This is a genomic window from Lysobacter sp. Root604 (assembly GCF_001427505.1).
Classification (GTDB): Bacteria; Pseudomonadota; Gammaproteobacteria; order Xanthomonadales; family Xanthomonadaceae; genus Lysobacter.
Genome location: NZ_LMGS01000001.1, coordinates 900,713 through 920,614 on the forward strand (window position 1 = coordinate 900,713; position 19,902 = coordinate 920,614).

A 19,902-nucleotide genomic window follows, 5' to 3' on the forward strand; every position below is an offset into this window, starting at 1 on the left:
CGGACGAGTGGCCATGGCGCGATCCGGGCCTCTAGCTCTCGCTTATCAGGGAGAGCAGGGGCCGTCGGCCCATACGGCTCGACAGCAGCGCCTTGAGCGGATCCAGGCTCACGTTTTCGTAGGCGTAGGCCGTAAGGTTGTGGCGCCCGTGGTAGTACTCGTAGCGCCGGCTGTCCTGGCTGCGGCGGATGCAGCCGACCCTCTTGCCGTCGCAGTACACGTCGATGGCATCCGCGCTCGATCCTTTGCGGAACGTGACTTGCATAAGTCTGCTCCCGAGACGTATCGCGATCGGATGGTGCGCACCGGCGCGTGCACAGCGCGTCAGCAAGGTCGATCCAGTCGAAACCCTGAACGGCCGATATCCCCGTCGATCTCGACGCGCAGCGCGGCGACGGGACGCGAGCCCCGCCGCCGCGCCGTTGCCGGCGTCCTACTGCTGGGTCGGAATGTTGACCTTGTCGATGCCGTGGAGGACGCCGTTGCTGGAGCCTATGTCGGCCGCGGTGATGCGTGCGCCGTCGATGCTGATCGTGTCGTCGAGCACGGCGATCGGCGCCGATTGGCCGTTCACGGTTCTGGCGTTTTCCCACTGGCCGATATCGGCCACCAGCCTGCGTCCGCTGACGACGTGGTAGTTCAGCAGCGAGGTCAGCTCTTGCTTGTTCTCGGGCTTGAACAGGCGCTCCAGATCGCTGGCTGGCAGCTTCTCGAAGGCTGCGTCGGTGGGCGCGAAGAGGGTGTACGGACCTACGCTGCGCAGGATGTCGCTCATGCCGGCGCGATCGATCGCCTGACCGAAGGTCTTGAACGAGCCGTGGGCGGCGGCGGTATCGACCAGGTTCTGGCTGTTGGGCGCGCGGTTGTCGGGATTCATGCGATGAGTGCCTTTGAGTGCGATCCGCACGAGGGCGGAATCGGGAACGGCCGTGGCCGCGACTCCCGCGTCGGCAGGAGGTCGAAAGGCTCAGTGCGGATGGGGAGGGAAGCGTGCTGCGCGGCTGAGTGGCCGTTACGACCTTGCGTCGTAGTGCCGCCGGAGCATGCGCGCGTCGGCGTTACTGATTCGTGATCGCAGGCGGGGTGCCGTCAGGCGTCGTTTCGCGCGCGATGCGGGCCTCATCCGGCGCTCTCGCATCGCCGACCGCCGGTCCGAAACTTCAACGCCGCAGGCCGGTTGGTGCTAGTTTGAAGCTGCCTTCAAGGGCTGCGGCACAGCATGTGCTACGGGATCTTGTCCGCTCCAGCGAGACGATCTCATGAATCCGGTCAAGCGTCACCGCGTCGTCCGTCACTCAGCTGCGGCTGCGGGCGAGTCCGACCCGTATTCCCGTCCCGCCATCGAATCGGCGGAGAACGAGGGCTGGCCCCCACGATGGTTGGGTGCGCAGCTGGTTCAGATCCTGCATGCGGTGCCGGGCCCGCGGCCGGGTGGGCGTTGGTCGCGCAAGGAAATCGCGCCCAGCCCATGAGCAGCGGCCCGACCCTATGCGCCCTGGTTTTCTTCGTGTCGGCCATGCTGCTGGAAAGCGCGGTGTCGCTGCGCTTTCTGCTGCGCCTGAGGCGCAAACATCCCAAGCAATGGGCGCACGCGGCGCAGCCGCCGTTGTGGCAGGACCGTACGCTGTTCAGCGCGCGCGAGACCATGCTCTATCTGAAGGACCACGCCTTCGTTTCCAGTCGGGATTCCAGCGGCATCCGCTATTGCGAACGCAATCGCGCGGCGATGCTGGCGGCCTACTGGATCACGGCCGTGGCCGGCGTGGCGTTCCTGGTCAGCGTGGCGACGAACGGATGGTAGGGCGCGCCATCGAAACCGCTGCGAGCGGCAGGACCAGCAATGGCCGCCTGTTCGAGCGCTATCGCGGGGTGGCCTATGAGATCGGCATCGCCGGGCACCGCGGCGGCCGCTTCGATCCCCAGGCCTGGGTGGAGGGCAGCGCGATCGGTATCGTCGGCGCCGGCGCCGGAACCTATGCCCTGGCGCTGGCCGACATCCGCGCCAGGGTCGAGATCCGGATTGGGCGGATGCTGCTTGGACTGGAATGCGCGGGCGAACCCCTGTAAACCGGAGTGTGGCGATGCGGCGATCCAACACCCATTCCTACGCAATCTCGGCCAAGAGGGGCTAGCCATGTTTCAGAAGAACGACGGCGAGTTTCAATTCGCCTTCGCGGGCTACGGGTCCTCGCGCGAGGACAAGCTCGCGCCGATGGTCGAAGTCGGCGATCAGGTCATATTGCGCGTCGACGCGGGCGACGAGCTCGATCATCAGTTGATCGTGCGGGTGCGCACCGCCGCGCCCGGACAGGACTATCTGGGCGCGGTCGAAGGCTTCGAGGAACTGTCCGAGCGCGTGGCGGGTTTCCCGCGCGGGCAGATGGTCCGGTTCGCCCACGATGAGATCCATTTCTGCGACAAGTCGGGGATGCGCTCGCCGGATCGCGGACCCAACAAGCGCGAGCGGGCCTAGGACGGCTCGCTCACTCCTGGCGCGTCGTCGCCAGGCGCAGGAAGGCTTCGTGCTGGTAGCGGCTCATGCGCAGCTGCTGGCCGGTGTCCATGGTGACCACGTGGTGGCCGTTGAACCAGGGATGGATGGCCTGGACGCGGCGCACGTTGACGATCGCCGAGCGGTGGACGCGGGCGAAGTGGCGCGGGTCCAGGCGCGCGGCCAGCGCGGCCATGGTCTCGCGCAACTCGTGCACACGATCGGCCAGGTGGATCTCCACGAGGTTGCGGCTGGCCTTGATCCAGACGATGTCCTCGACCGGGATGAAGACCAGGCGTTCGTCCACGCGCACCGGGATGCGCTCCAGGTAGTCGTCGCGGCGGCGCAGCGCTTCCAGCGCCTGCAGGATCTGCGCGGAGGGCAGGGCGCCACCGTCGGCGGCCGCGTTCAGGCGCGCCTTCGCGCGCTGGAGGGTGGCGGCGAAGCGCTCGCGGCTGAAGGGTTTGACCAGGTAGTCGACCGCGTTGGCTTCGAAGGCGCGCACCGCGTATTGCTCGTAGGCGGTGACGAAGATCGTCGCCGGCATGCGTTCGGCGCCGATCGCGGCGACCACCTCCATGCCGGTCATCGCCGGCATCTGGATGTCCAGGAACACCAGATCGGGCCGTTGCGAACGGATCGCGACCACCGCCGAGGCGCCGTCCCCGCATTCGCCCAGCAGCTCGATCTGGGCATCGTCGCGCAGCAGACGCACGATCGCGTGGCGCGCGATCGGCTCGTCGTCGATCACCAGCGCGGTCAGGTTCATGCGGGCACGTGCTCCGGCGCCTCGTCGGCTTCCTCGATCTCGCGGTAGGGCAGGCGGATGCGGCAGGCGACGCCGCTGGGCCAGATCATGTCGAGACGGATATCCGCGGTCTCGCCGTAGAGTTCCTTCAGGCGCAGGCGGGTGTTGGACAGGCCGATGCCGTGCCCCAGCGGATCGGCGCCTTCCTCCAGCGTGCTGTTGCGGTTGCGCACATCGATGCAGAGCTGGGCGTCCTCGCGCCGGGTCTCGATCTCGATGCAGTCGTCGCCCACGCGGCGGCCGATGCCATGGCGGATCGCGTTCTCGACGATGGGTTGCAGGACCAGGCTGGGCACGGCGCAGTCGAGGGTGTCGGGGGCGATGTAGATGCGCGTGCTCAGGCGGTCCTTGAAGCGCATGCGCTGGATGCCGAGATAGAGATCGAGCAGGGCCAGTTCGCGGCGCAGGGTGATCTCCTGGCCGTCGTAGTCCTCCAGGAACGCGCGCAGCAGATCGCTCAGGCGCAGCAGCATGTCCTCGGCCGAGCGCTGATCCTCGTCCAGCAGGGTCACGATGGCGTGCAGGGTGTTGAACAGGAAGTGCGGCTGCAGCTGGGTCTTGAGCACCTGCAGGCGCGACTGCGCCAACTCGGTCGCGAGCCGGCTGGCCTCCAGTTCGCGCCGCGCCTGCTCGGCGCGGAAGTGCAGGGCCTGCTGGATCGCCAGCAGGGTCCAGTAGGTGAGCAGGCAGGTGGCGGTGTGCTTGCCGACGAACTGGCGGAACTGATCGGCGAAGGTGCTGGACTCGGTCACGCTCGAGATCAAGGCGCCGATCACCAGCGCCAGCAGGCTCACGCCGGCGCTGGCGAGCAGTTGGGTGCCGAACGAGTCCAGGCGGAACGGCGGCTGGATCGGGTAACGCTCGGCCAGGCGGAACACCAGCGGCGCCAACGCGGCCCAGGTGTACCACTGGATCGCCGACCAGCGCAGATAGTCGAAGGACGACCAGGTGCTGCCGCCCAGGGCGTCGTGCATGTAGCCCTGCAGGGCGAACACCACCACCACCGCCGACCACAGGACGAGGTAGCGCGACAGGGCGATCTCGGTGCTGCCGAAGCGGATCTTCATCGGGCGCGGTCGTGAGGGATGTCCGCATCCTAGGCGCAGCGCTGGCCGGCTGGAAGCGCCGCACGCGCTCGCTACGATTGGTCGCCGCGCTGCGACGATTCGTCCCGAATCGCTTTCGCGCGCGGCGGCGGGCTGCCCTGATGGTCGCGCCGATGGCGACGCGCATGCGCGCCGCGGCGCCCCTCCATCCCGCCGGAGTCCCGCCATGCGCCCCATCCGTTCCGCCGTCGCCCTCACCCTGTGCGTCGCCGCCACGACCGCCGCGAACGCCCATGCCCGCGGCCGTTACCTGGAATTGGTCAACCGAGCCCACGACAGCGTGGTCGCCGTGGCGATCGCCGACGTCGGCCAGAGCGCGTTCCGCGACGCGGCGCTGGGCGAGTCGCTACGCGGCGGCGGCGGCTCGGCCACGATCGAGCTGGACGGCGAGGCCTGCCGGCGCGATTTCCGGGTTGCCTTCCGCGACGGCCGTAGCCAGCTCTATCGCGATATCGATGTGTGCCGCCGCCAGCGCCTGCAACTGCGCCCGTTTCCGCGCGAGCGCGAAGCCGGTGCGATGGCCCGGGAGTGAGCCGGGCCGTGCGCCGCGTGCACGGGCCTAGACCATCAGGCCCGTGCTGGACAGCGGCGAGCGCCCCATGCGAGCGCCGAGCACGCGTTTGAGTTCGTCCAGGCTACTGTTGCTGTAGGCATAGGCGAAGTCGTTGAGGACGCCGTGGTAGTACTCGTAGCGCGCCTGGTCGGCGCTGCGGCGGATCCAGCCGACGTGCACGCCGCCGTAGCGCACCTCGATGAGCACGCCCTTTTCCGTAACGACTTCCAGATAGCCCAGATCCATGCTTGCCTCATGCAGTCGTGGCGACCGCGGCACCTTGCCTGTGCCTACATGAACGTACTGGCTCTGGTGGCCGCGACGCGCGGAATTCGTATGGGTTTGTGAAAACCGCGTCAGTGCCGCGTTCGCGCTCGCGCATTTGACGTTTGCGCGGCGCCGATCCAACAATCCGCCGGCCTTCCTTTGCGGAACCCTCATGCCGGCCAGCCGCGACATCGAGATACTCAACCTGATCAACGCGATCGTGCATCAGGCCACCGCGCGCATGCAGCGCTCGCTGCGCGAGGCCGAAGTCGGCCTGGCCGCGATGGAAGCGCGCACCCTGCGTTTCATCGCCCGCCATCCGGGCTGCACCCAGAGCGACATCGTGCGCGAGAGCGGGCGCGACAAGGCCCAGATCGCGCGCGTGATCAAGACCCTGTTGGAGCGCGATTACGTGCGCCGGATGCCGGACCAGGCCGGCGAGAAGCGCCAGCGTCTGCGCATGACGGCAAGCGGCGCCGCTACCCACGAGACCGCCGAAGCGCTGCGCGCCACGGTCGCGCGGGACCTGCTGGCGGACCTCGCCGCGGCCGAACGCGCGCAGTTGGAAAAGCTGCTCAAGCGCATCGCCCAGGCGCCGCCGTCCGAGCCGGACTGAGCTTCTCTCGGTTGACTTTATCAACTCGCTTCGGCAAGGTTGACATTATCAACTCTATGCCCGCGTCCGTGACCGGGCGCGGTCGGACACAGGACCGACGAAGCCATGAATGACGACAACCGCGACATCGCGGCCATGCCCGACAACGGCGAAGCCTTCGCGCGTTTGCGCGCGCAGCTGGCCACGCAAGCGCCGGCGCTATTGATCGACGGCCGCTGGCAGGCCTGCGCCTCGGGCGCGACGCTCGAGGTCGACGATCCCGCCACCGGCGAGCGCATCGCGCGCATCGCCGCAGGCGACGCCGACGACGTCGATCGCGCGGTGGCGGCAGCACGGCGCGCGTTCCGCGACGGCCCCTGGCCGCGCCTGCCGCCGTCGCGGCGCGCCGCGGCCTTGTTCGCCCTGGCCGATGCGATCGAGCGCGAACAGGACGAGTTCGCGCTGCTGGAAGCGCTGGACGCCGGCCACAGCCTGGCGTCGATACGGCGCGGCGACCTGCCGCTGGGTTTGCGCTCGCTGCGCGATTACGCGGGCTGGGCGACCAAGATCGCCGGCGAGGTGCCGATGCGCGCCAGCGAGCAGGCCGGCATGGATTACTTCCTGCGTGAGCCGATCGGGGTGGTGGCCATCGTCACGCCCTGGAACGCGCCCTTTCTGATGGTGCTGCAGAAGCTGGCGGCCGCACTGGCGGCCGGTTGCACGGTGGTGATCAAGCCGGCCGAACTGGCGCCGCTGTCGGCGCTGCGCATCGGCGAGCTGTGCCGGCATGTCGGCATTCCCGACGGCGTGGTCAACATCGTGACTGGTACCGGCCCCACGGCCGGGCAGGCGCTGGCCGAGCACGCCGACGTCGACCTGATCAGCTTCACCGGCTCGACCCAGGTCGGACAGTCGATCATGGCCGCGGCGGCGCGCAGCAATCTCAAACGCATGGTGCTGGAACTGGGCGGAAAATCGCCGGTGCTGGTGTTCGCCGACGCCGACCTGGACAAGGCGGCGCGCGCGATCGTCGGCGAGATCGCGTTCAAGAGCGGGCAGTACTGCGCGGCCGGCTCGCGTTTGTTCGTGCAGCGTTCGATCCAGGACGCCCTGCTGGAACGCATGCAAGCGGCGATGGACGGGATTCGCATCGGCGCCGGTTACGCGCAGGGCAGCGACATGGGGCCGATGATCTCGCAGCGCCAGCGCGAACGCGCGCAGGCCATCGTCGATCACAGCCTGGGCGAGGGCGCGCAGGCCTTGCGCGGCGGGCGCGCGCGGCCGGGGCCCGGCTATTTCTACGAGCCGACCCTGCTGACCCAAGCCACGCCGAAAATGCGGATCGCGCGCGAGGAGATCTTCGCGCCGGTGCTGACGGTGATGGCTTTCGACGACGACGCGACGCCGGCGCAGGTCGCGGCGCTGGCCAACGATTCGCACTACGGCTTGTCGGCCAAGCTGTGGGCGCGCGACCTGGGTACGGTGCACGAGCTGATCGGACGACTCCAGAGCGGGCAGGTCATCGTCAACGGCGGCGGCGGCGAGGCCACGCTGCCGTTCGGCGGGGTCAAGCAGTCCGGTTACGGCCGCGAGAACGGCCATGTCGGCCTGTCGGCCTACACCGAGATCAAGGCGGTGCGGCTGGGCTACTGACGGCGCCGGCTCAGGCCGGCGAACGCGCCAGTCGCGCCTGCTTCGCCGGCGGGCGGCTGGGCAGGGCGTGGCGCAGGATCCGCCACACCACCTGACCGAACTGGCGCGGCAGCGAGCCGGTGTTGTAGTGCTGGCCGTAGCGCGCGCAGATGTCGCGCACGTCCACCGCCATCGCGGCGTAGCGGTGGGCGGGGATGTCGGGATAGAAGTGGTGCTCGATCTGATGGCTGAGGTTGCCCGTCATCAGGTCCATCAGCTTGCCGCCGGTGAGGTTGGACGAGCCGCGCAGCTGGCGCAGGTACCAATGGCCGCGCGATTCGCCGGCCACCGACTCCTTGGAGAAGGTTTCGGCGTCGGCGGTGAAGTGACCGCAGAAGATCACGGTGTAGGTCCACAGGTTGCGCAGCACATTGGCGACCACGTTGCCCAGCAGCACCGGCAGGAAGAACGGGCCGGCCAGCAGTGGGAAGAACACGTAGTCCTTCAGGACCTGACGCGCCATCTTGCGGCCGACCGGACGGAAGTGCCGGCGCAACTGCGCGGTGCTGGTCTTGCCGATCCACCAGCGGCCCAGGCGCAGGTCCTGGATCGCCACGCCCCATTCGAACAGCAGGGCGAAGATCACCGCGACCAGCGGCTGGACCAGGTAGTAGGGCTTCCAGCGTTGCTCCGGGAACAGACGCAGCAGGCCGTAGCCGATGTCGTCGTCCATGCCGCGCACGTTGGTCCAGGTGTGGTGCTGGTAGTTGTGGGTCTTGCGCCAGTTGTCGCTGGTGCCGGCGATGTCCCATTCGTAGGTCTTGCCGTCCAGATGCGGGTCGCGCATCCAGTCGTACTGCCCGTGCATGACGTTGTGGCCCAGCTCCATGTTCTCCAGGATCTTGGACAGCGCCAGCAGCAGCACGCCCAGGATCCAGGCCGGCAGCAGCAGGGCCGGCAGGAAGGCGCCGCCGATCGCGCCGATCATCAGCGCCAGGCGTCCGCCCAGGCCGGTCCAGCGCACCGCGGCGACGATGGTGCGGATGTAGTCGGCGTCGCGCTGGCCGAGCTGGGCGGCGGTGCGCGCGCGCACCGCGTCGAGTTCCACGCCGAAACGTTCGAGTTCGTCGGGGCTCAGCGCGCGATTGCGGGGTGTGATGGTCATGGGGGTCACAGATCGAGGACGAGATCGCTGGTGGCGCTGTTCACGCACAGGCGCAGCGCGGACACCGGCTCGTGTTGGACATCGCCGGTGTGCAGGTGGCGGGTGCTGCCCGAACGCTTGCCGCAGGCGCAGGTGTTGCAGATGCCCATGCGGCAGCCGGAGGCGGGCTTGAGGCCTTGCGCTTCCAGCGCGCTGAGCAGGGACTGCCCGCGCGCCACGGTGAAGCTGCGTGCGCTCGCGGCCAGGGTGATCTCGACCGTGCCCTCGGTTTCCAGCGTGCGCGGCGGCGGGCTGAAGGCCTCGGCTTGGAACGAGCGTGCCTGCGTGGCGAGCAAGGCGCGCGCCTGGTCGACGAAACCGCCGGGGCCGCAGGCGTAGACCTCGCGCTGCGCGAGATCGGCCAGGCTGGCCAGCTGCGCGGCGTCGATGCGGCCTTCGCCCTCATCGCGCGCGAGCGCGGCCTCGCCGGTGAGCAGGAAGCGCACCTGGAACTGCGGATGCGCGGCCGCGTAGCCGCGCAGTTCGTCGACGAAGCACAGCTGCTCGCGCTTGCGCGCCCAGTACAACAGGCTCAGCGGGGCGGGCATGCCCTGCGCGGCCAGGGCGCGGGTGAGCGCGATCATCGGGGTGATGCCGCTACCCGCGGCCAGCAACAGGCGTGCCACGTGAGCGCCCTTGTCCAGGCGCAGCTCGCCGAAGGCCGGGCCCAGGTCGAGCACATCGCCGACCTGGGCCTGTTCGCACAGATAACGGCTGAGCTTGCCGCCCTCGACCGCCTTGACCGTGATCGCGATGCGGCGGTCGCGGCCGGGCAGGCCGGTGGGGCTGTAGCTGCGGGTCACCCGGCAGCCGTCGATCTCGGCGCTGACGTTGAGGTGCTGGCCGGGCAGGCAGCCGGCCCAGTGGCGGTTCGGGCGCAGGACCAGGGTCACCGCGTCGGCGGACTCGGCGCGGCGCTCAAGGATGCGCGCCAGCGGGCGCTCCCAGGACCAGGTCGGGTGCAGGCGCGAGGCCCAGAAATCGAACACGCCCGGCGACAGCCAGGGCCGGGCCAGGCGCCTGAAAGGGCTTTCCGGGCGGCTGGAGTTGCGGGCGGGGGTGGGGCGGGGGCGGGCGCTCATGGGCGACACTATACACGTGAGAGCACAAGTGTATAGACACATGTATATTGACCGCCGTCGTTATGATGCAGGCCCGATCCCGTCCATGCTCGTCTCCGTGACCCAACACCCCGTAGCTGCCGACGACGATTCGACCTCCGCGCGCAAGGCCGCGATTTCTCGCGACGACCTGCTGGCCGCCGCGCTGCGCCTGATCGGGCCGCATCGCAGCGTGTCCAGCCTGAGCCTGCGCGAGGTCGCGCGCGAGGCCGGGATCGCGCCCAACAGCTTCTATCGCCAGTTCCGCGACATCGACGAGTTGGCGGTGGCCCTGATCGATCTGGCCGGGCAGTCGCTGCGCAAGATCGTCGGTGCGGCGCGCCGGCGCGCGGCGACCAGTCACAGCATCGTGCGCGACTCGGTCACCGCCTTCATGGAACAGGTGCGCGCCGACGACAAGTTGCTGCACGTGCTGCTGCGCGAGGGCACGGTGGGTTCGGACGCGTTCAAGCAGGCGGTGGATCGCGAGCTGACCTTCTTCGAGGAAGAGCTGCGCATCGACCTGGTACGCCTGTCGGCGGCCGACGGCGTGACCCTGCTGGAACCGGCGCTGGTTGCCAAGGCGATCACCCGCCTGGTGTTCGCGGTCGGCGCCACCGCGATGGACCTGCCGCCGCACAAGGACGCCGAGCTGATCCAGCAGCTGACCCAGATGGTGCGGATGATCCTGGCCGGCGCGCAGGCGATGGCGCGCGACTGAGGCCGCGGGGCGCGCTCGACGCCGCGCCGCGGATGCCGCGATCGCGCCGATCGCGTAGGCGCCAGATTGGACGGATGTAGCCGCGTAGCCGCGGCAGCGCGGCCTGGGCCGACGAATGTGGATGCGAAATCGCGAGCGCTACGCTCGCCGGCATCGTGCACCCGCGCTCAGGGTGCGCTTGCGACCAGGGTCAGATGCGGCCGCGGCCGGCCCGGTGCGGCGACTTCGGAATGACGTACCTGGGTGCCCATGGCGAGCTGGCCGGACGGGGCGTAGATCTGCACGCGCACGTCCACCCGGTAGGCCTTGGCGTGCTCGACCGCGTCCTGGTGCGCGGCGGCGCCCGCGGCCTGCAGGTCGCGGTGCGGCTCGATCGTGGCCGGACTGCAGATCAGGCTGCCGCGGTTGTGCTGTTCACGAAGTTCGACTCGGTACGGCATGGCACAGGTCCCGGTGGCGTGGGCGGGGGCCGGCTTGGACGGGCCGGTGGTCGGGGGCATCCAGGGGCGAGCGAGGTCCTGGTCCGGATCCGCGCTGGCTGCCAGACCGGGCCAGTCTGCGCCCGCGTCGGTGGCGAGTCAGTCGGCGCAGGCCTGATACGCATGTAGGAAAAATCCGAATCGGCCCGTTCACGCGTGCGCACGGCCGCCTCGCGGTCGGATAGTGGCGCGCGCCGATGACAGTCGTGCGTTGCCGGGCGCTGGCGGCGTGGGCCGACCCCTATAATCGGCCGGCGCCTGGCCTGGGCCTTCCCGGGACGGTGGCGGTTCCTCACTACGTCAGGGCAGGGCATGCAGGATCTGGCAAGCGCACGCATCGCGGTCATCGGGCTGGGCTACGTCGGGCTGCCGCTCGCGATCGAGCTGGGCAAGCGCTACGACACCCTGGGCTACGACATCGACGCCGCGCGCGTGGCCGCGCTGGCCGCGGGCGAGGACGGCAACGGCGAGGCCGGCGCCGACGAGATCGCGGCCGCCGCGCGCCTGCGCTTGAGCGCCAACCCCGAGGACCTGCGCGACCGCGACGTGTTCGTGGTCACCGTGCCCACGCCGGTGGACGAGCACAAGCGCCCCGACTTCTGCCCACTGGTGCGGGCCAGCCGCAGCATCGGCGGCCTGATGCGGCCGGGCGCGCTGGTGATCTACGAATCCACCGTGTACCCGGGCGCGACCGAGGAAATCTGCGTGCCCGAGCTCGAGCGCGCCTCGGGCCTGCGCTACAACCAGGACTTCCACGTCGGCTACAGCCCGGAGCGGATCAATCCCGGCGACAAGCAGCGGCGCCTGATCGATATTCCGAAGGTGACCTCGGGGTCGACCCCGGAGGCGGCCGAGCTGGTCGATGCGCTGTACCGCAGCATCATCCTGGCCGGCACCCACAAGGCCTCCAGCCTGCGCGTGGCCGAGGCCGCCAAGGTGATCGAGAACACCCAGCGCGACGCCAACATCGCCCTGGTCAACGAATTCGCGCTGATCTTCCAGCGCCTGGGCATCGACACCACCGAGGTGCTGGAAGCCGCGGGCACCAAGTGGAATTTCCTGCCGTTCCGTCCGGGCCTGGTCGGCGGCCATTGCATCGGCGTGGACCCGTATTACCTGATCCAGAAGGCGCAGGCCGCCGGCTACCACCCGGAGATCCTGCACGCCTGCCGCCGCATCAACGACGCCATGGGCGAGCACGTCGCCGCCGACGTGATCAAGCGCATGATCCAGCGCGGCGTCGCCGTCGCCGGGTCGCGCATCCTGATCCTGGGCCTGGCGTTCAAGGAAAACTGCGCCGACCTGCGCAATACCCGGGTGATCGAACTGGCGCGCCAGTTCGGCGAGTACCGGGCCCAGGTCGATATCCACGACCCCTGGGTCGATGCCGACCATGCCTTGCGCGAATACGGGGTCGAGGTGGTGACGCAGCCGCAGGCGGGCGCTTACGACGCGGTCGTGCTGGCGGTCGCGCACGAGCAGTTCCGCGCGCTGGGTGCGGCCGGCGCGCGCGCCTACGGGCGCCCGGGCGCCTTGCTGTACGACATCAAGAGCGTCTACCCGCGCGACCAGATCGACGCCCGGCTTTGATCGTTCGATGCGACCCGCGCGACGCGCGGCCGCGTTATGCTCGCCGCAGCCCGCGATCGAACCGCCCTCCATGCGCTATGCCGTCTACATCGCCAGCCTGATCCTGCTGCTCGCATCGGTGCTGATCGCGACCCTGTGGGAACCGGATTGGTGGTGGGGCGCGCTCGCGTTCGGCGCCATCGCCGCGCTGGGCACCTGGGACCTGCTGCAGACGCGCAGCACCCTGCGCCGCAACTATCCGGTGCTCGCGCATTTCCGCTACGGCCTGGAATCGATCGGCCCGGAGATGCGCCAGTACTTCATCGAAGCCGATACCGCCGAGGTGCCGTACTCGCGCCAGCAGCGCGCCCTGGTCTATCAGCGCGCCAAGTCGGTCAACGACGTGCGCCCGTTCGGCACCCAGCAGGATGTGTACGGCCACGACTACGAATGGATCAACCATTCGATGTCGCCCACGCCTCATGTCGAACACGATTTCCGCATCGTCATCGGCGATGCCAGCGCGCAGCCGTACTCGGCCAGCGTGTTCAACATCTCGGCGATGAGCTTCGGCTCGCTGTCGGCCAACGCGATCCGCGCGCTCAATCGCGGCGCCAAGCTGGGCGGCTTCTACCACGACACCGGCGAGGGCTCGATCTCGCCGTATCACCGCGAGAACGGCGGCGACCTGGTCTGGGAAATCGGCTCGGGCTATTTCGGCTGCCGCGACGAGCAGGGCCGTTTCGACCTGGCGCGCTTCACCGCGGCCGCGGCCGATCCGCAGGTCAAGATGATCGAGATCAAGCTGTCGCAAGGCGCCAAGCCCGGCCACGGCGGGGTGCTGCCGGCGGCCAAGGTCAGCGCCGAGATCTCGGCCACGCGCGGCGTGCCGATGGGTCAGGACTGCGTTTCGCCGGCCAAGCACAGCGCCTTCGATTCGCCGCGCGGGCTGCTCGAGTTCGTCGCGCGCCTGCGCGAAGCCTCGGGCGGCAAGCCGACCGGCTTCAAGCTCGCGATCGGCCACCCCTGGGAATGGTTCGGCATCGCCAAGGCCATGCACGAAACCGGGTTGCTGCCGGACTTCATCGTCGTCGACGGCGCCGAGGGCGGCACCGGAGCGGCGCCGGCGGAGTTCATCGATCACGTCGGCGTGCCCATGCATGAGGCGCTGATGCTGGTCCACAACACCCTGGTCGGACTGGAGCTGCGCGATCGCATCCGCATCGGCGCGGCCGGCCGCATCACCAGCGCCTTCGATATCGCACGCACCCTGGCGATGGGCGCGGACTGGTGCAACGCGGCGCGCGGCTACATGTTCGCGCTGGGCTGCATCCAGGCCCAGAGCTGCCACACCGATCGTTGCCCGACCGGTGTCGCCACCCAGGATCCCAGCCGCTGGCGGCGCCTGGACGTGCCGGACAAGGCCACGCGCGTGTTCCATTTCCACGACAACACGCTCAAGGCCTTGCGCGATCTGCTGTGCGCGGCGGGGCTGTCGCATCCGGAGCAACTGGGGCCCGAGCACATCGTGCGCCGGGTGTCGGCGACCGAGGTGCGTTCGCTGGGCGCGCTGTACAACTTCCTCGCGCCCGGCGATCTGATCGGGCGCATTCCGCAGCACGCGGTGTTCCAGAGCTACTGGGCCGGCGCGCGCAGCGATTCATTCGCCGCGCCCGACAAGGTGGCGTCGCTGCGGGCCAGCAAGTCCATGTGAGTCCGCGGTTTGCCGCGGGGCCCGCTTTCTGTGGGAGCGGCGTGAGCCGCGATTGAGCCCGCACACCGCAGTGCGAGCCCGACAGCCGTTGGAGTTCAATCGCGGCTCACGCCGCTCCCACAGAAGTCCAAAGCGGCCAAGCGGCAAGACTCAGAGCAGCTCCAACACCCGTTCCGGCGGTCGCCCGATCACCGCGCGGCCGCTATGCACGAACACCGGGCGTTCGATCAACTGCGGGTGCGCGGCCATCGCGGCGATCAGCGCCGCGTCGTCGAGGTTGGGGTTGTCCAGGCCGAGCGCGGTATAGGCGTCCTCGCCGTTGCGCAGCAGGGCGCGCGCGGGCAGGCCCAGCAGGTCGAGCAGGCCGCGCAGTTCCTCGGCGTCGGGCGCGCGTTCCAGATAGGCCACGATCTGCGGCTCGATGCCGCGCTCGCGCAGCAGCTCCAGCGCGCCGCGCGACTTCGAGCAGCCGGGGTTGTGATAGAGGCGGGTAGGGGACGAAGGCTGCATCGCGCGCTCCTGACGGCGGCAGTGCCGGCCGCGATCGCACGGCGCCGGCCCACGGTACCGGCTCCGGAGAATCGAGCCGCGGAAAAGACGAAGGCCGGCTTGGGCCGGCCTTCGTCAGTATCTGGTGGGCGGTACAAGTTTCGAACTTGTGACCCCTGCCGTGTGAAAGCAGTGCTCTACCGCTGAGCTAACCGCCCAAATACTTGGGCCGCAGATTGTAGGGGGCGGGCGCGGACTAGGCAAGCCTTCCTCGTTGCCGCCCCCCGTGGCCTCATTCCAGCTGCGCGCGCGCGTAGGCCCCGTCCAGCGCCTCCATGGCGTCGATGGGCTTGAGTTTGGCGGCTTTTTCGTAGGCCGCGGCGGCCGCATCCTCCTGCTTGTCGCCGTGCAGCAGCATCAGCACGTTGCCCTGCTCGATGTAGGCGATCGGCGAGTCCGGAGTCAGCTTGAGCGCGGTCTTGATGTGCTTGTCGGCCTCGGCCGCCTTGGCGCCGTAGGTGAGGCCGCCGATCATCGCGCCGACCTTGCCGATGATCTCGGCGTGGTACAGCGCCATCGCGGTATGCGCCTCGGCGTGCTTGGGCGCCAGTTCCAGGGTGGCGTCGAGCGCGGCGCGGACCTTGCCGGCGATGCCGGCCTTGAGCGCCTTGGCGATGCTCAGGCCCTGGCTGTAGCGGCCCAGCGCGAACGCGTGGCGGTAGTGGCTGTTGGCCTCGTCGGGCAGGGCCTTGACCGCGGCCTCGGCGAGCTTGGCCGCGTGCTCGTAGCGCTTGAGCTTCTCGGCCTCGTCGTCGACCAGATAGGTCGCGTGGATGCCCAGCGCCTTCACCGCCACCGAGGCGCCGACCGGGCCCAGCGCTTCGCCGGCGTCGAAGGCGGCCTTGAAATCGCCGCGGTGGAAGGCGCGCCAGGCGTCCTGCAGCGCGCTCGCGAGCGCGTCGGCATCCAGGCCCTTGGGCGCGGCCTTGCCGGCGGCGGCGATCAGCGCGGCCGCGCGCTTGGCGTCCGGATAGGCTTCGGTGTCGCCGGCGTGCAGCTTGGGCCAGGCTTTCTTGAGGGCGTCGCCGGCGTAGGCGTAGCCCTTGGCATCGTGCGGAAAAGCGGCCCAGGCGGATTTCGCGGCCATCTGCAGTCCTTGTCGTAAGTCGGTAGCGCAGCATCCCGCCACCGGCGGTGTTCTGGCAAGGGCCGGCGCCTAGTGTGATTGCTCCATGGCGCTTGGCCACAGTGGCGGTCGAGAAACCGGCCCTCCGGCCGGTCAGCGGAGCACTCAGATGGCAACCGTCAAACGCAAGACCCGCGCGCCCAAGGAAACCACGCTGCGCCACCTGTGGCTGGCCGGCCTCGGCCTGGTCGCGATCGCCCGCCGTGGCGGCTTCGACGCCGCCGGCCGCGCGGTCGAGCGCGCCGATGCACTGCAGCGCCGGGCGCAGAAGTTGGTGCGCGAAACGCGCCAGAACCTGCGCGGGCAGCTGGACAACGTACGTGGCCAGGTCGAGCCGCGGGTGGTCAAGTTCAGCGCCGAGGTCGAGACCCGTCTGGCGCCGGTGCTGGACAAGCTGGGCCTCAAGCCCAAGACCCAGCGCAAGGCGCGCAAGCCGGCCAAGGCCAAGAAGAAGCCGGCGCCGGCGCGGCGCGCGGTGCGCAAGCCGGCCAAGCGGGCCGCGCGCAAGGCCTGAGGCCGAGGCGTTAACGACGAGAAAGGGCGCCGATCGGCGCCCTTTTTTGTGGCTGGCGTCGGCGGTCACGGCCGCTGCCGCGGATGGAATGCCGATCGCGGCCTACGCCGCTCCCACAGCAGGCGCCTGGTTCCGTAACGACGGATTCGCGGTCAGTCCAGGTAGGCGCGGGTCAGCGAGTTGAGGTGGACGCGCTCGGCGTCGCGCAGGAACGGCGCCATCAGCATCATCACTTGGACGATGCCGTCGCGGATCGCGGCATGTTCGTCCTTGTCGCCGCGCGCGGAGGCGTAATTGAGCCAGAAGGTGGCGATCACCAGCACGTTGGTGGCGGTGGCGGCCAGTTCGTCGCTGGAGGCGCGCATCACCCCGGCCTGGGACAGGCCGCGCATGACGGTATGCGCCTGTTCGTCGGCGCGCTTGAGGATGCGCGCGAAGCGCAGGCGCAGGCGGCGGTTGCGGCTGAGGATCTCGACCAGGTCGCGGTACAGGAAGCGGTAGTCCCAGATGCACTCGAACACCAGGTGCAGTTGCAGCCAGATGTCCTCCAGCCCGGGCAGGCGCCCCTGCGGCGCGGCGAGCGCGCCGTCCATGCGCTCCTCGTAGCGCGCGAACAGCTGCTCGATGATGTCGTCCTTGTTGCGGAAGTGGTAGTACAGGTTGCCGGGGCTGATCTCCAGCTCGTCGGCGATATGGTTGGTGGTGACGTTGGGCTCGCCCTGGGCGTTGAACATGGTCAACGCGGCGTCGAGGATGCGCTGGCGGGTCTGTTTGGCCACGGGGTCAACCCGCCCTGGATCGTGACGCCATCGGTCGGCGCGCCCCGCGCGGCATCAGTCGCGCAGCTTCTTCACGAGGTCGACGTACTTCTTCATCGCCTCGTCCTGGCCGGTGCCCTTGAGCTTGGCCCAGGCCTCGTACTTGGCGGTGCCGACGAAATCGAAGAATCCCGGCTTGGCGCCGCTGACGTCGCCTTCGGCGCCCTGCTTATACAGCGCGTACAGGCGCAGCAGGGTGTCGTTGTCGGGGCGCTCGGACAGCGACTGCACATCCTTTGCGGCTTGCTCGAAACTGGACTTCAGATCGGACATGGTGTGCCCCTCCCGGCGACCAAGGTGATGGGGCATTACCGCACGCACCGGCGGGGTGGTCAATACGGAAGGGAATTGTCCGCGCGCCCGGGCTCTGGCAAGTTAGGCGTGTACCGCCGCCGCGCGGCCGACTTGGGGTCAAGGAGAGGGGCATGAGTTATTTCGTTACCGGCGCGACCGGGTTCATCGGCCGGTTCCTGGTCAGCAACCTGCTCAAGCGCAAGGGCACGATCCATGTGCTGGTGCGCAAGGATTCGCAAAAGAAGTTCGACGCCACGGCCAAGAAGATGGGCTGGGACCTGAAGCGGGTGATCCCCGTCTACGGCGACATGACCGCGGCCAAGTGCGGGCTCAGCGCGGCGCAACTGCGCGCGCTCAACGGCAAGATCAAGCATTTCTTCCATTTGGCGGCCATCTACGACCTCACCGCCAGCGCCGAGGCGCAGCGCGCGGCCAACATCGACGGCACCCAGCACGCGCTGGACCTGGCCGCGGCGATCGGCGCCGGCTGCTTCCACCACACCAGTTCGATCGCCGCCGCCGGCATGTACCAGGGCGTGTTCCGCGAGGACATGTTCGACGAGGCCGAGGGCCTGGACGATCCCTACCTGCGCACCAAGCACGATTCCGAGGGCCTGGTGCGCGCCGAGAAGCGCGTCAAGTGGCGCATCTACCGGCCCGGCATGGTGGTCGGCCACTCGCAGACCGGCGAGATGGACAAGATCGACGGCCCCTACTACTTCTTCACCTTCCTCAAGAAGCTGCGCGAGATGCTGCCGCCGTGGATGCCGACCCTGGGCATCGAGGGCGGACGCATCAACATCATCCCGGTCGATTACGTGGTCGACGCGATGGACCACATCGCGCACAAGCCCAAGCTGGACGGGCATTGCTTCCACCTGACCGATCCGGAGCCGCAGCGCGTCGGCGAGGTGCTCAACACCTTCGCCCGCGCCGGCCACGCGCCGGAGATGACCATGCGCATCGACGCGCGCATGTTCGCTTTCGTGCCCTCGGGCATCCGCGGCGCGGTCGGCAACCTGCCGCCGGTCAAGCGCTTCATCGGCATGCTGCTGCGCGACTTCAAGATTCCCAAGGAGGTGATGAAGTTCATCACCTATCCGACCCGCTTTGACAACCGCGAAACCGAGCGCGCGCTGCGCGGCAGCGGGATCAAGGTGCCGCACCTGGACGGCTACGCCTGGCGCCTGTGGGACTACTGGGAACGCCACCTGGACCCGGATCTGTTCATCGACCGCACCCTCAAGGGCAAGGTCCGCAACAAGGTGGTGGTGATCACCGGCGGTTCCTCGGGCATCGGCCTGGCGACCGCGGAGAAGGTGGCCGCGGCCGGCGCGATCACGGTGATCGTGGCGCGCGGCGAGGAGGAGCTGTTCAAGGCCCGCGACGCGATGAAGGCGGCCGGCGGCAAGGTCTTCGCCTACACCGCGGACCTGGCCGACATGGCCGACTGCGACCGCCTGGTCAAGCAGATCCTGGCCGAGCACGGCCACGTCGACATCCTGGTCAACAACGCCGGCCGTTCGATCCGGCGTTCGATCGAGCTCAGCTACGACCGCTTCCACGATTTCGAGCGCACCATGCAGCTCAACTACTTCGGCAGCCTGCGCCTGATCATGGGCTTCATGCCGAAGATGACCGAGCGCCGCAAGGGCCACATCATCAATATCTCCTCGATCGGCGTGCTGGCCAATTCGCCGCGTTTCTCGGCGTACGTGGCCAGCAAGGCGGCGCTGGACGCGTTCAGCCGCTGCGCCCAGGGCGAACTGTCGGGCAAGGGCATCAGCTTCACCACCATCAACATGCCGCTGGTGAAGACGCCGATGATCGCGCCGACCAAGATGTACGACAGCATCCCGACCCTGAGCCCGGACGAGGCCGCCGATCTGGTGGTGAAGGGCATCATCGAGAAGCCCAGCCGCATCGCGACCCGTCTGGGCATCTTCGCCTCGGTGGTCAACGCGCTGGCGCCCAAGGCCTACGAGGTGGTGATGAGCACCGCCTTCGAACTGTTCCCGGACTCGGCCGCGGCCAAGGGCGATCGCAAGGGCCTGAAGGACGAGCACGCGAGCAACGAGCAGATCGCGTTTGCGGCCTTGATGCGCGGCGTGCACTGGTAGGCGTAGCGCGAATAGCGGGTATGGAATCGGCCGCCTTGCGCGGCCGATTCTTTGTCCGGGGTAGGGGCAGAGCGCTGGGCGGTGGCGATGCGGTTCGCCTTCGGCTCACCACATCCTACGCATGCGATTCCCCCCTTTGAAAAAGGGGGGCTAGGGGGGATTTGCTGTTGCTGGTGCCTTGTGTTTTTCGAGCGAGAAGCAAATCCCCCCTGGCCCCCCTTTTTCAAAGGGGGGAAGAGCAT

General features: G+C 68.8%; 23 protein-coding genes and 1 tRNA gene. 11 read left to right on the forward strand and 13 right to left on the reverse strand.

The genetic code is table 11. From position 1 onward, the window contains the following. Positions 1-31: 31 nt before the first annotated feature. Together ASD69_RS04265 and ASD69_RS04270 are read right to left on the reverse strand one after the other, a co-directional pair. A complete protein-coding gene (locus ASD69_RS04265; protein ID WP_056174344.1) occupies positions 32-265 on the reverse strand; it encodes a hypothetical protein in 234 nt (77 codons plus the stop codon). A 168-nt stretch (positions 266-433) separates the two neighbouring features. After that, positions 434-877 (reverse strand): fasciclin domain-containing protein, encoded by a 444-nt coding sequence (locus tag ASD69_RS04270; RefSeq protein WP_056174346.1) that lies wholly within the window; start codon positions 875-877, stop codon positions 434-436. 591 nt (positions 878-1,468) lie between these two features. On the opposite strand from ASD69_RS04270, the gene ASD69_RS04275 reads away from it, so the two are divergent. The 3 genes from ASD69_RS04275 to ASD69_RS04285 all read left to right on the forward strand — a co-directional run bounded on the left by ASD69_RS04275 (position 1,469) and on the right by ASD69_RS04285 (position 2,473). Continuing rightward, positions 1,469-1,801 carry a hypothetical protein gene (locus ASD69_RS04275; protein WP_056174348.1) on the forward strand — a complete coding sequence of 111 codons (333 nt, stop codon included), beginning with the start codon at positions 1,469-1,471 and terminating at the stop codon, positions 1,799-1,801. After that, complete coding sequence (locus ASD69_RS04280; protein WP_056174351.1) at positions 1,795-2,067, forward strand: hypothetical protein; 273 nt, start codon at positions 1,795-1,797, stop codon at positions 2,065-2,067. The genes ASD69_RS04275 and ASD69_RS04280 overlap by 7 nt, the downstream gene beginning before the upstream one ends. A gap of 67 nt (positions 2,068-2,134) precedes the next feature. Then, a complete protein-coding gene (locus tag ASD69_RS04285) occupies positions 2,135-2,473 on the forward strand; it encodes a hypothetical protein (protein ID WP_056174353.1) in 339 nt (112 codons plus the stop codon). Between the two features lie 10 nt (positions 2,474-2,483). Here the strand turns inward: ASD69_RS04285 and ASD69_RS04290 are convergent, their stop codons facing one another. Both ASD69_RS04290 and ASD69_RS04295 read right to left on the reverse strand, forming a co-directional pair. Continuing rightward, complete coding sequence (locus ASD69_RS04290) at positions 2,484-3,260, reverse strand: LytTR family DNA-binding domain-containing protein (protein WP_056174355.1); 777 nt, start codon at positions 3,258-3,260, stop codon at positions 2,484-2,486. Then, entirely contained in the window at positions 3,257-4,366 is a 1,110-nt protein-coding gene (locus tag ASD69_RS04295) for a histidine kinase (protein ID WP_056174357.1), read from the reverse strand. Before ASD69_RS04295 ends, ASD69_RS04290 begins: the two co-directional genes overlap by 4 nt. A gap of 205 nt (positions 4,367-4,571) precedes the next feature. Between ASD69_RS04295 and ASD69_RS04300 the strand changes: the two genes are divergently transcribed. Then, positions 4,572-4,937, forward strand: coding sequence for a hypothetical protein (locus tag ASD69_RS04300; protein WP_056174359.1), 366 nt, complete (start codon positions 4,572-4,574; stop codon positions 4,935-4,937). Between the two features lie 27 nt (positions 4,938-4,964). Here ASD69_RS04300 and ASD69_RS04305 read toward each other — a convergent pair whose 3' ends face one another. Then, complete coding sequence (locus ASD69_RS04305; protein ID WP_056174361.1) at positions 4,965-5,204, reverse strand: hypothetical protein; 240 nt, start codon at positions 5,202-5,204, stop codon at positions 4,965-4,967. Positions 5,205-5,397: 193 nt separating this feature from the next. Here ASD69_RS04305 and ASD69_RS04310 point away from each other — a divergent pair, with 193 nt between their 5' ends. After that, complete coding sequence (locus tag ASD69_RS04310; RefSeq protein WP_056174362.1) at positions 5,398-5,841, forward strand: MarR family transcriptional regulator; 444 nt, start codon at positions 5,398-5,400, stop codon at positions 5,839-5,841. Between the two features lie 105 nt (positions 5,842-5,946). Beyond that, positions 5,947-7,473 carry an aldehyde dehydrogenase family protein gene (locus tag ASD69_RS04315; protein ID WP_056174364.1) on the forward strand — a complete coding sequence of 509 codons (1,527 nt, stop codon included), beginning with the start codon at positions 5,947-5,949 and terminating at the stop codon, positions 7,471-7,473. A gap of 10 nt (positions 7,474-7,483) precedes the next feature. Here the strand turns inward: ASD69_RS04315 and ASD69_RS04320 are convergent, their stop codons facing one another. Continuing rightward, positions 7,484-8,617 (reverse strand): acyl-CoA desaturase, encoded by a 1,134-nt coding sequence (locus ASD69_RS04320; RefSeq protein ID WP_056174366.1) that lies wholly within the window; start codon positions 8,615-8,617, stop codon positions 7,484-7,486. Between the two features lie 5 nt (positions 8,618-8,622). Next, entirely contained in the window at positions 8,623-9,738 is a 1,116-nt protein-coding gene (locus ASD69_RS04325) for a ferredoxin reductase (protein WP_056174368.1), read from the reverse strand. 85 nt (positions 9,739-9,823) lie between these two features. Between ASD69_RS04325 and fabR the strand changes: the two genes are divergently transcribed. Then, a complete protein-coding gene (fabR, locus tag ASD69_RS04330) occupies positions 9,824-10,477 on the forward strand; it encodes an HTH-type transcriptional repressor FabR (RefSeq protein WP_056174370.1) in 654 nt (217 codons plus the stop codon). A gap of 167 nt (positions 10,478-10,644) precedes the next feature. Here fabR and ASD69_RS04335 read toward each other — a convergent pair whose 3' ends face one another. Further along, positions 10,645-10,917 (reverse strand): hypothetical protein, encoded by a 273-nt coding sequence (locus ASD69_RS04335; protein WP_157498988.1) that lies wholly within the window; start codon positions 10,915-10,917, stop codon positions 10,645-10,647. A gap of 351 nt (positions 10,918-11,268) precedes the next feature. Between ASD69_RS04335 and ASD69_RS04340 the strand changes: the two genes are divergently transcribed. Both ASD69_RS04340 and ASD69_RS04345 read left to right on the forward strand, forming a co-directional pair. Next, positions 11,269-12,546 carry a nucleotide sugar dehydrogenase gene (locus tag ASD69_RS04340; protein ID WP_056174375.1) on the forward strand — a complete coding sequence of 426 codons (1,278 nt, stop codon included), beginning with the start codon at positions 11,269-11,271 and terminating at the stop codon, positions 12,544-12,546. Positions 12,547-12,616: 70 nt separating this feature from the next. Then, the gene (locus ASD69_RS04345; protein WP_056174376.1) at positions 12,617-14,239 is read left to right on the forward strand and encodes an FMN-binding glutamate synthase family protein; all 1,623 of its coding nucleotides are present in this window, start codon (positions 12,617-12,619) and stop codon (positions 14,237-14,239) included. 150 nt (positions 14,240-14,389) lie between these two features. Here the strand turns inward: ASD69_RS04345 and arsC are convergent, their stop codons facing one another. From arsC to ASD69_RS04360, 3 genes are all read right to left on the reverse strand, one after another. Further along, positions 14,390-14,749, reverse strand: coding sequence for an arsenate reductase (glutaredoxin) (arsC, locus tag ASD69_RS04350; protein WP_056174378.1), 360 nt, complete (start codon positions 14,747-14,749; stop codon positions 14,390-14,392). Positions 14,750-14,871: 122 nt separating this feature from the next. Next, a tRNA-Val gene (locus ASD69_RS04355) sits at positions 14,872-14,946 on the reverse strand. Between the two features lie 74 nt (positions 14,947-15,020). Further along, the gene (locus tag ASD69_RS04360) at positions 15,021-15,875 is read right to left on the reverse strand and encodes a hypothetical protein (protein WP_056174380.1); all 855 of its coding nucleotides are present in this window, start codon (positions 15,873-15,875) and stop codon (positions 15,021-15,023) included. A gap of 148 nt (positions 15,876-16,023) precedes the next feature. Between ASD69_RS04360 and ASD69_RS04365 the strand changes: the two genes are divergently transcribed. After that, positions 16,024-16,428, forward strand: coding sequence for a phasin family protein (locus ASD69_RS04365; RefSeq protein ID WP_056174382.1), 405 nt, complete (start codon positions 16,024-16,026; stop codon positions 16,426-16,428). A 152-nt stretch (positions 16,429-16,580) separates the two neighbouring features. On the opposite strand, the gene ASD69_RS04370 is transcribed toward ASD69_RS04365, so the two are convergent. Further along, positions 16,581-17,207, reverse strand: coding sequence for a TetR/AcrR family transcriptional regulator (locus ASD69_RS04370; RefSeq protein ID WP_056174384.1), 627 nt, complete (start codon positions 17,205-17,207; stop codon positions 16,581-16,583). Between the two features lie 54 nt (positions 17,208-17,261). Continuing rightward, the gene (locus ASD69_RS04375; protein WP_056174386.1) at positions 17,262-17,519 is read right to left on the reverse strand and encodes an acyl-CoA-binding protein; all 258 of its coding nucleotides are present in this window, start codon (positions 17,517-17,519) and stop codon (positions 17,262-17,264) included. Between the two features lie 152 nt (positions 17,520-17,671). Here ASD69_RS04375 and ASD69_RS04380 point away from each other — a divergent pair, with 152 nt between their 5' ends. Continuing rightward, a complete protein-coding gene (locus ASD69_RS04380; protein ID WP_056174388.1) occupies positions 17,672-19,660 on the forward strand; it encodes an SDR family oxidoreductase in 1,989 nt (662 codons plus the stop codon). Positions 19,661-19,902 lie beyond the last annotated feature (242 nt).

Bases quoted from the DNA above. Each gene is read 5' to 3' on its own strand.
- fabR (WP_056174370.1), top strand. From the start codon at position 9,824: ATGCTCGTCTCCGTGACCCAACACCCCGTAGCTGCCGACGACGATTCG.
- ASD69_RS04345 (WP_056174376.1), top strand. From the start codon at position 12,617: ATGCGCTATGCCGTCTACATCGCCAGCCTGATCCTGCTGCTCGCATCG.
- ASD69_RS04275 (WP_056174348.1), top strand. From the start codon at position 1,469: ATGAGCAGCGGCCCGACCCTATGCGCCCTGGTTTTCTTCGTGTCGGCC.
- ASD69_RS04285 (WP_056174353.1), top strand. From the start codon at position 2,135: ATGTTTCAGAAGAACGACGGCGAGTTTCAATTCGCCTTCGCGGGCTAC.
- ASD69_RS04320 (WP_056174366.1), bottom strand. From the start codon at position 8,617: ATGACCATCACACCCCGCAATCGCGCGCTGAGCCCCGACGAACTCGAA.
- ASD69_RS04305 (WP_056174361.1), bottom strand. From the start codon at position 5,204: ATGGATCTGGGCTATCTGGAAGTCGTTACGGAAAAGGGCGTGCTCATC.
- ASD69_RS04265 (WP_056174344.1), bottom strand. From the start codon at position 265: ATGCAAGTCACGTTCCGCAAAGGATCGAGCGCGGATGCCATCGACGTG.
- ASD69_RS04335 (WP_157498988.1), bottom strand. From the start codon at position 10,917: ATGCCGTACCGAGTCGAACTTCGTGAACAGCACAACCGCGGCAGCCTG.
- ASD69_RS04300 (WP_056174359.1), top strand. From the start codon at position 4,572: ATGCGCCCCATCCGTTCCGCCGTCGCCCTCACCCTGTGCGTCGCCGCC.
- ASD69_RS04310 (WP_056174362.1), top strand. From the start codon at position 5,398: ATGCCGGCCAGCCGCGACATCGAGATACTCAACCTGATCAACGCGATC.
- ASD69_RS04365 (WP_056174382.1), top strand. From the start codon at position 16,024: ATGGCAACCGTCAAACGCAAGACCCGCGCGCCCAAGGAAACCACGCTG.
- ASD69_RS04315 (WP_056174364.1), top strand. From the start codon at position 5,947: ATGAATGACGACAACCGCGACATCGCGGCCATGCCCGACAACGGCGAA.
- ASD69_RS04290 (WP_056174355.1), bottom strand. From the start codon at position 3,260: ATGAACCTGACCGCGCTGGTGATCGACGACGAGCCGATCGCGCGCCAC.
- ASD69_RS04360 (WP_056174380.1), bottom strand. From the start codon at position 15,875: ATGGCCGCGAAATCCGCCTGGGCCGCTTTTCCGCACGATGCCAAGGGC.
- ASD69_RS04325 (WP_056174368.1), bottom strand. From the start codon at position 9,738: ATGAGCGCCCGCCCCCGCCCCACCCCCGCCCGCAACTCCAGCCGCCCG.
- ASD69_RS04295 (WP_056174357.1), bottom strand. From the start codon at position 4,366: ATGAAGATCCGCTTCGGCAGCACCGAGATCGCCCTGTCGCGCTACCTC.
- ASD69_RS04340 (WP_056174375.1), top strand. From the start codon at position 11,269: ATGCAGGATCTGGCAAGCGCACGCATCGCGGTCATCGGGCTGGGCTAC.
- ASD69_RS04375 (WP_056174386.1), bottom strand. From the start codon at position 17,519: ATGTCCGATCTGAAGTCCAGTTTCGAGCAAGCCGCAAAGGATGTGCAG.
- ASD69_RS04280 (WP_056174351.1), top strand. From the start codon at position 1,795: ATGGTAGGGCGCGCCATCGAAACCGCTGCGAGCGGCAGGACCAGCAAT.
- arsC (WP_056174378.1), bottom strand. From the start codon at position 14,749: ATGCAGCCTTCGTCCCCTACCCGCCTCTATCACAACCCCGGCTGCTCG.
- ASD69_RS04380 (WP_056174388.1), top strand. From the start codon at position 17,672: ATGAGTTATTTCGTTACCGGCGCGACCGGGTTCATCGGCCGGTTCCTG.
- ASD69_RS04270 (WP_056174346.1), bottom strand. From the start codon at position 877: ATGAATCCCGACAACCGCGCGCCCAACAGCCAGAACCTGGTCGATACC.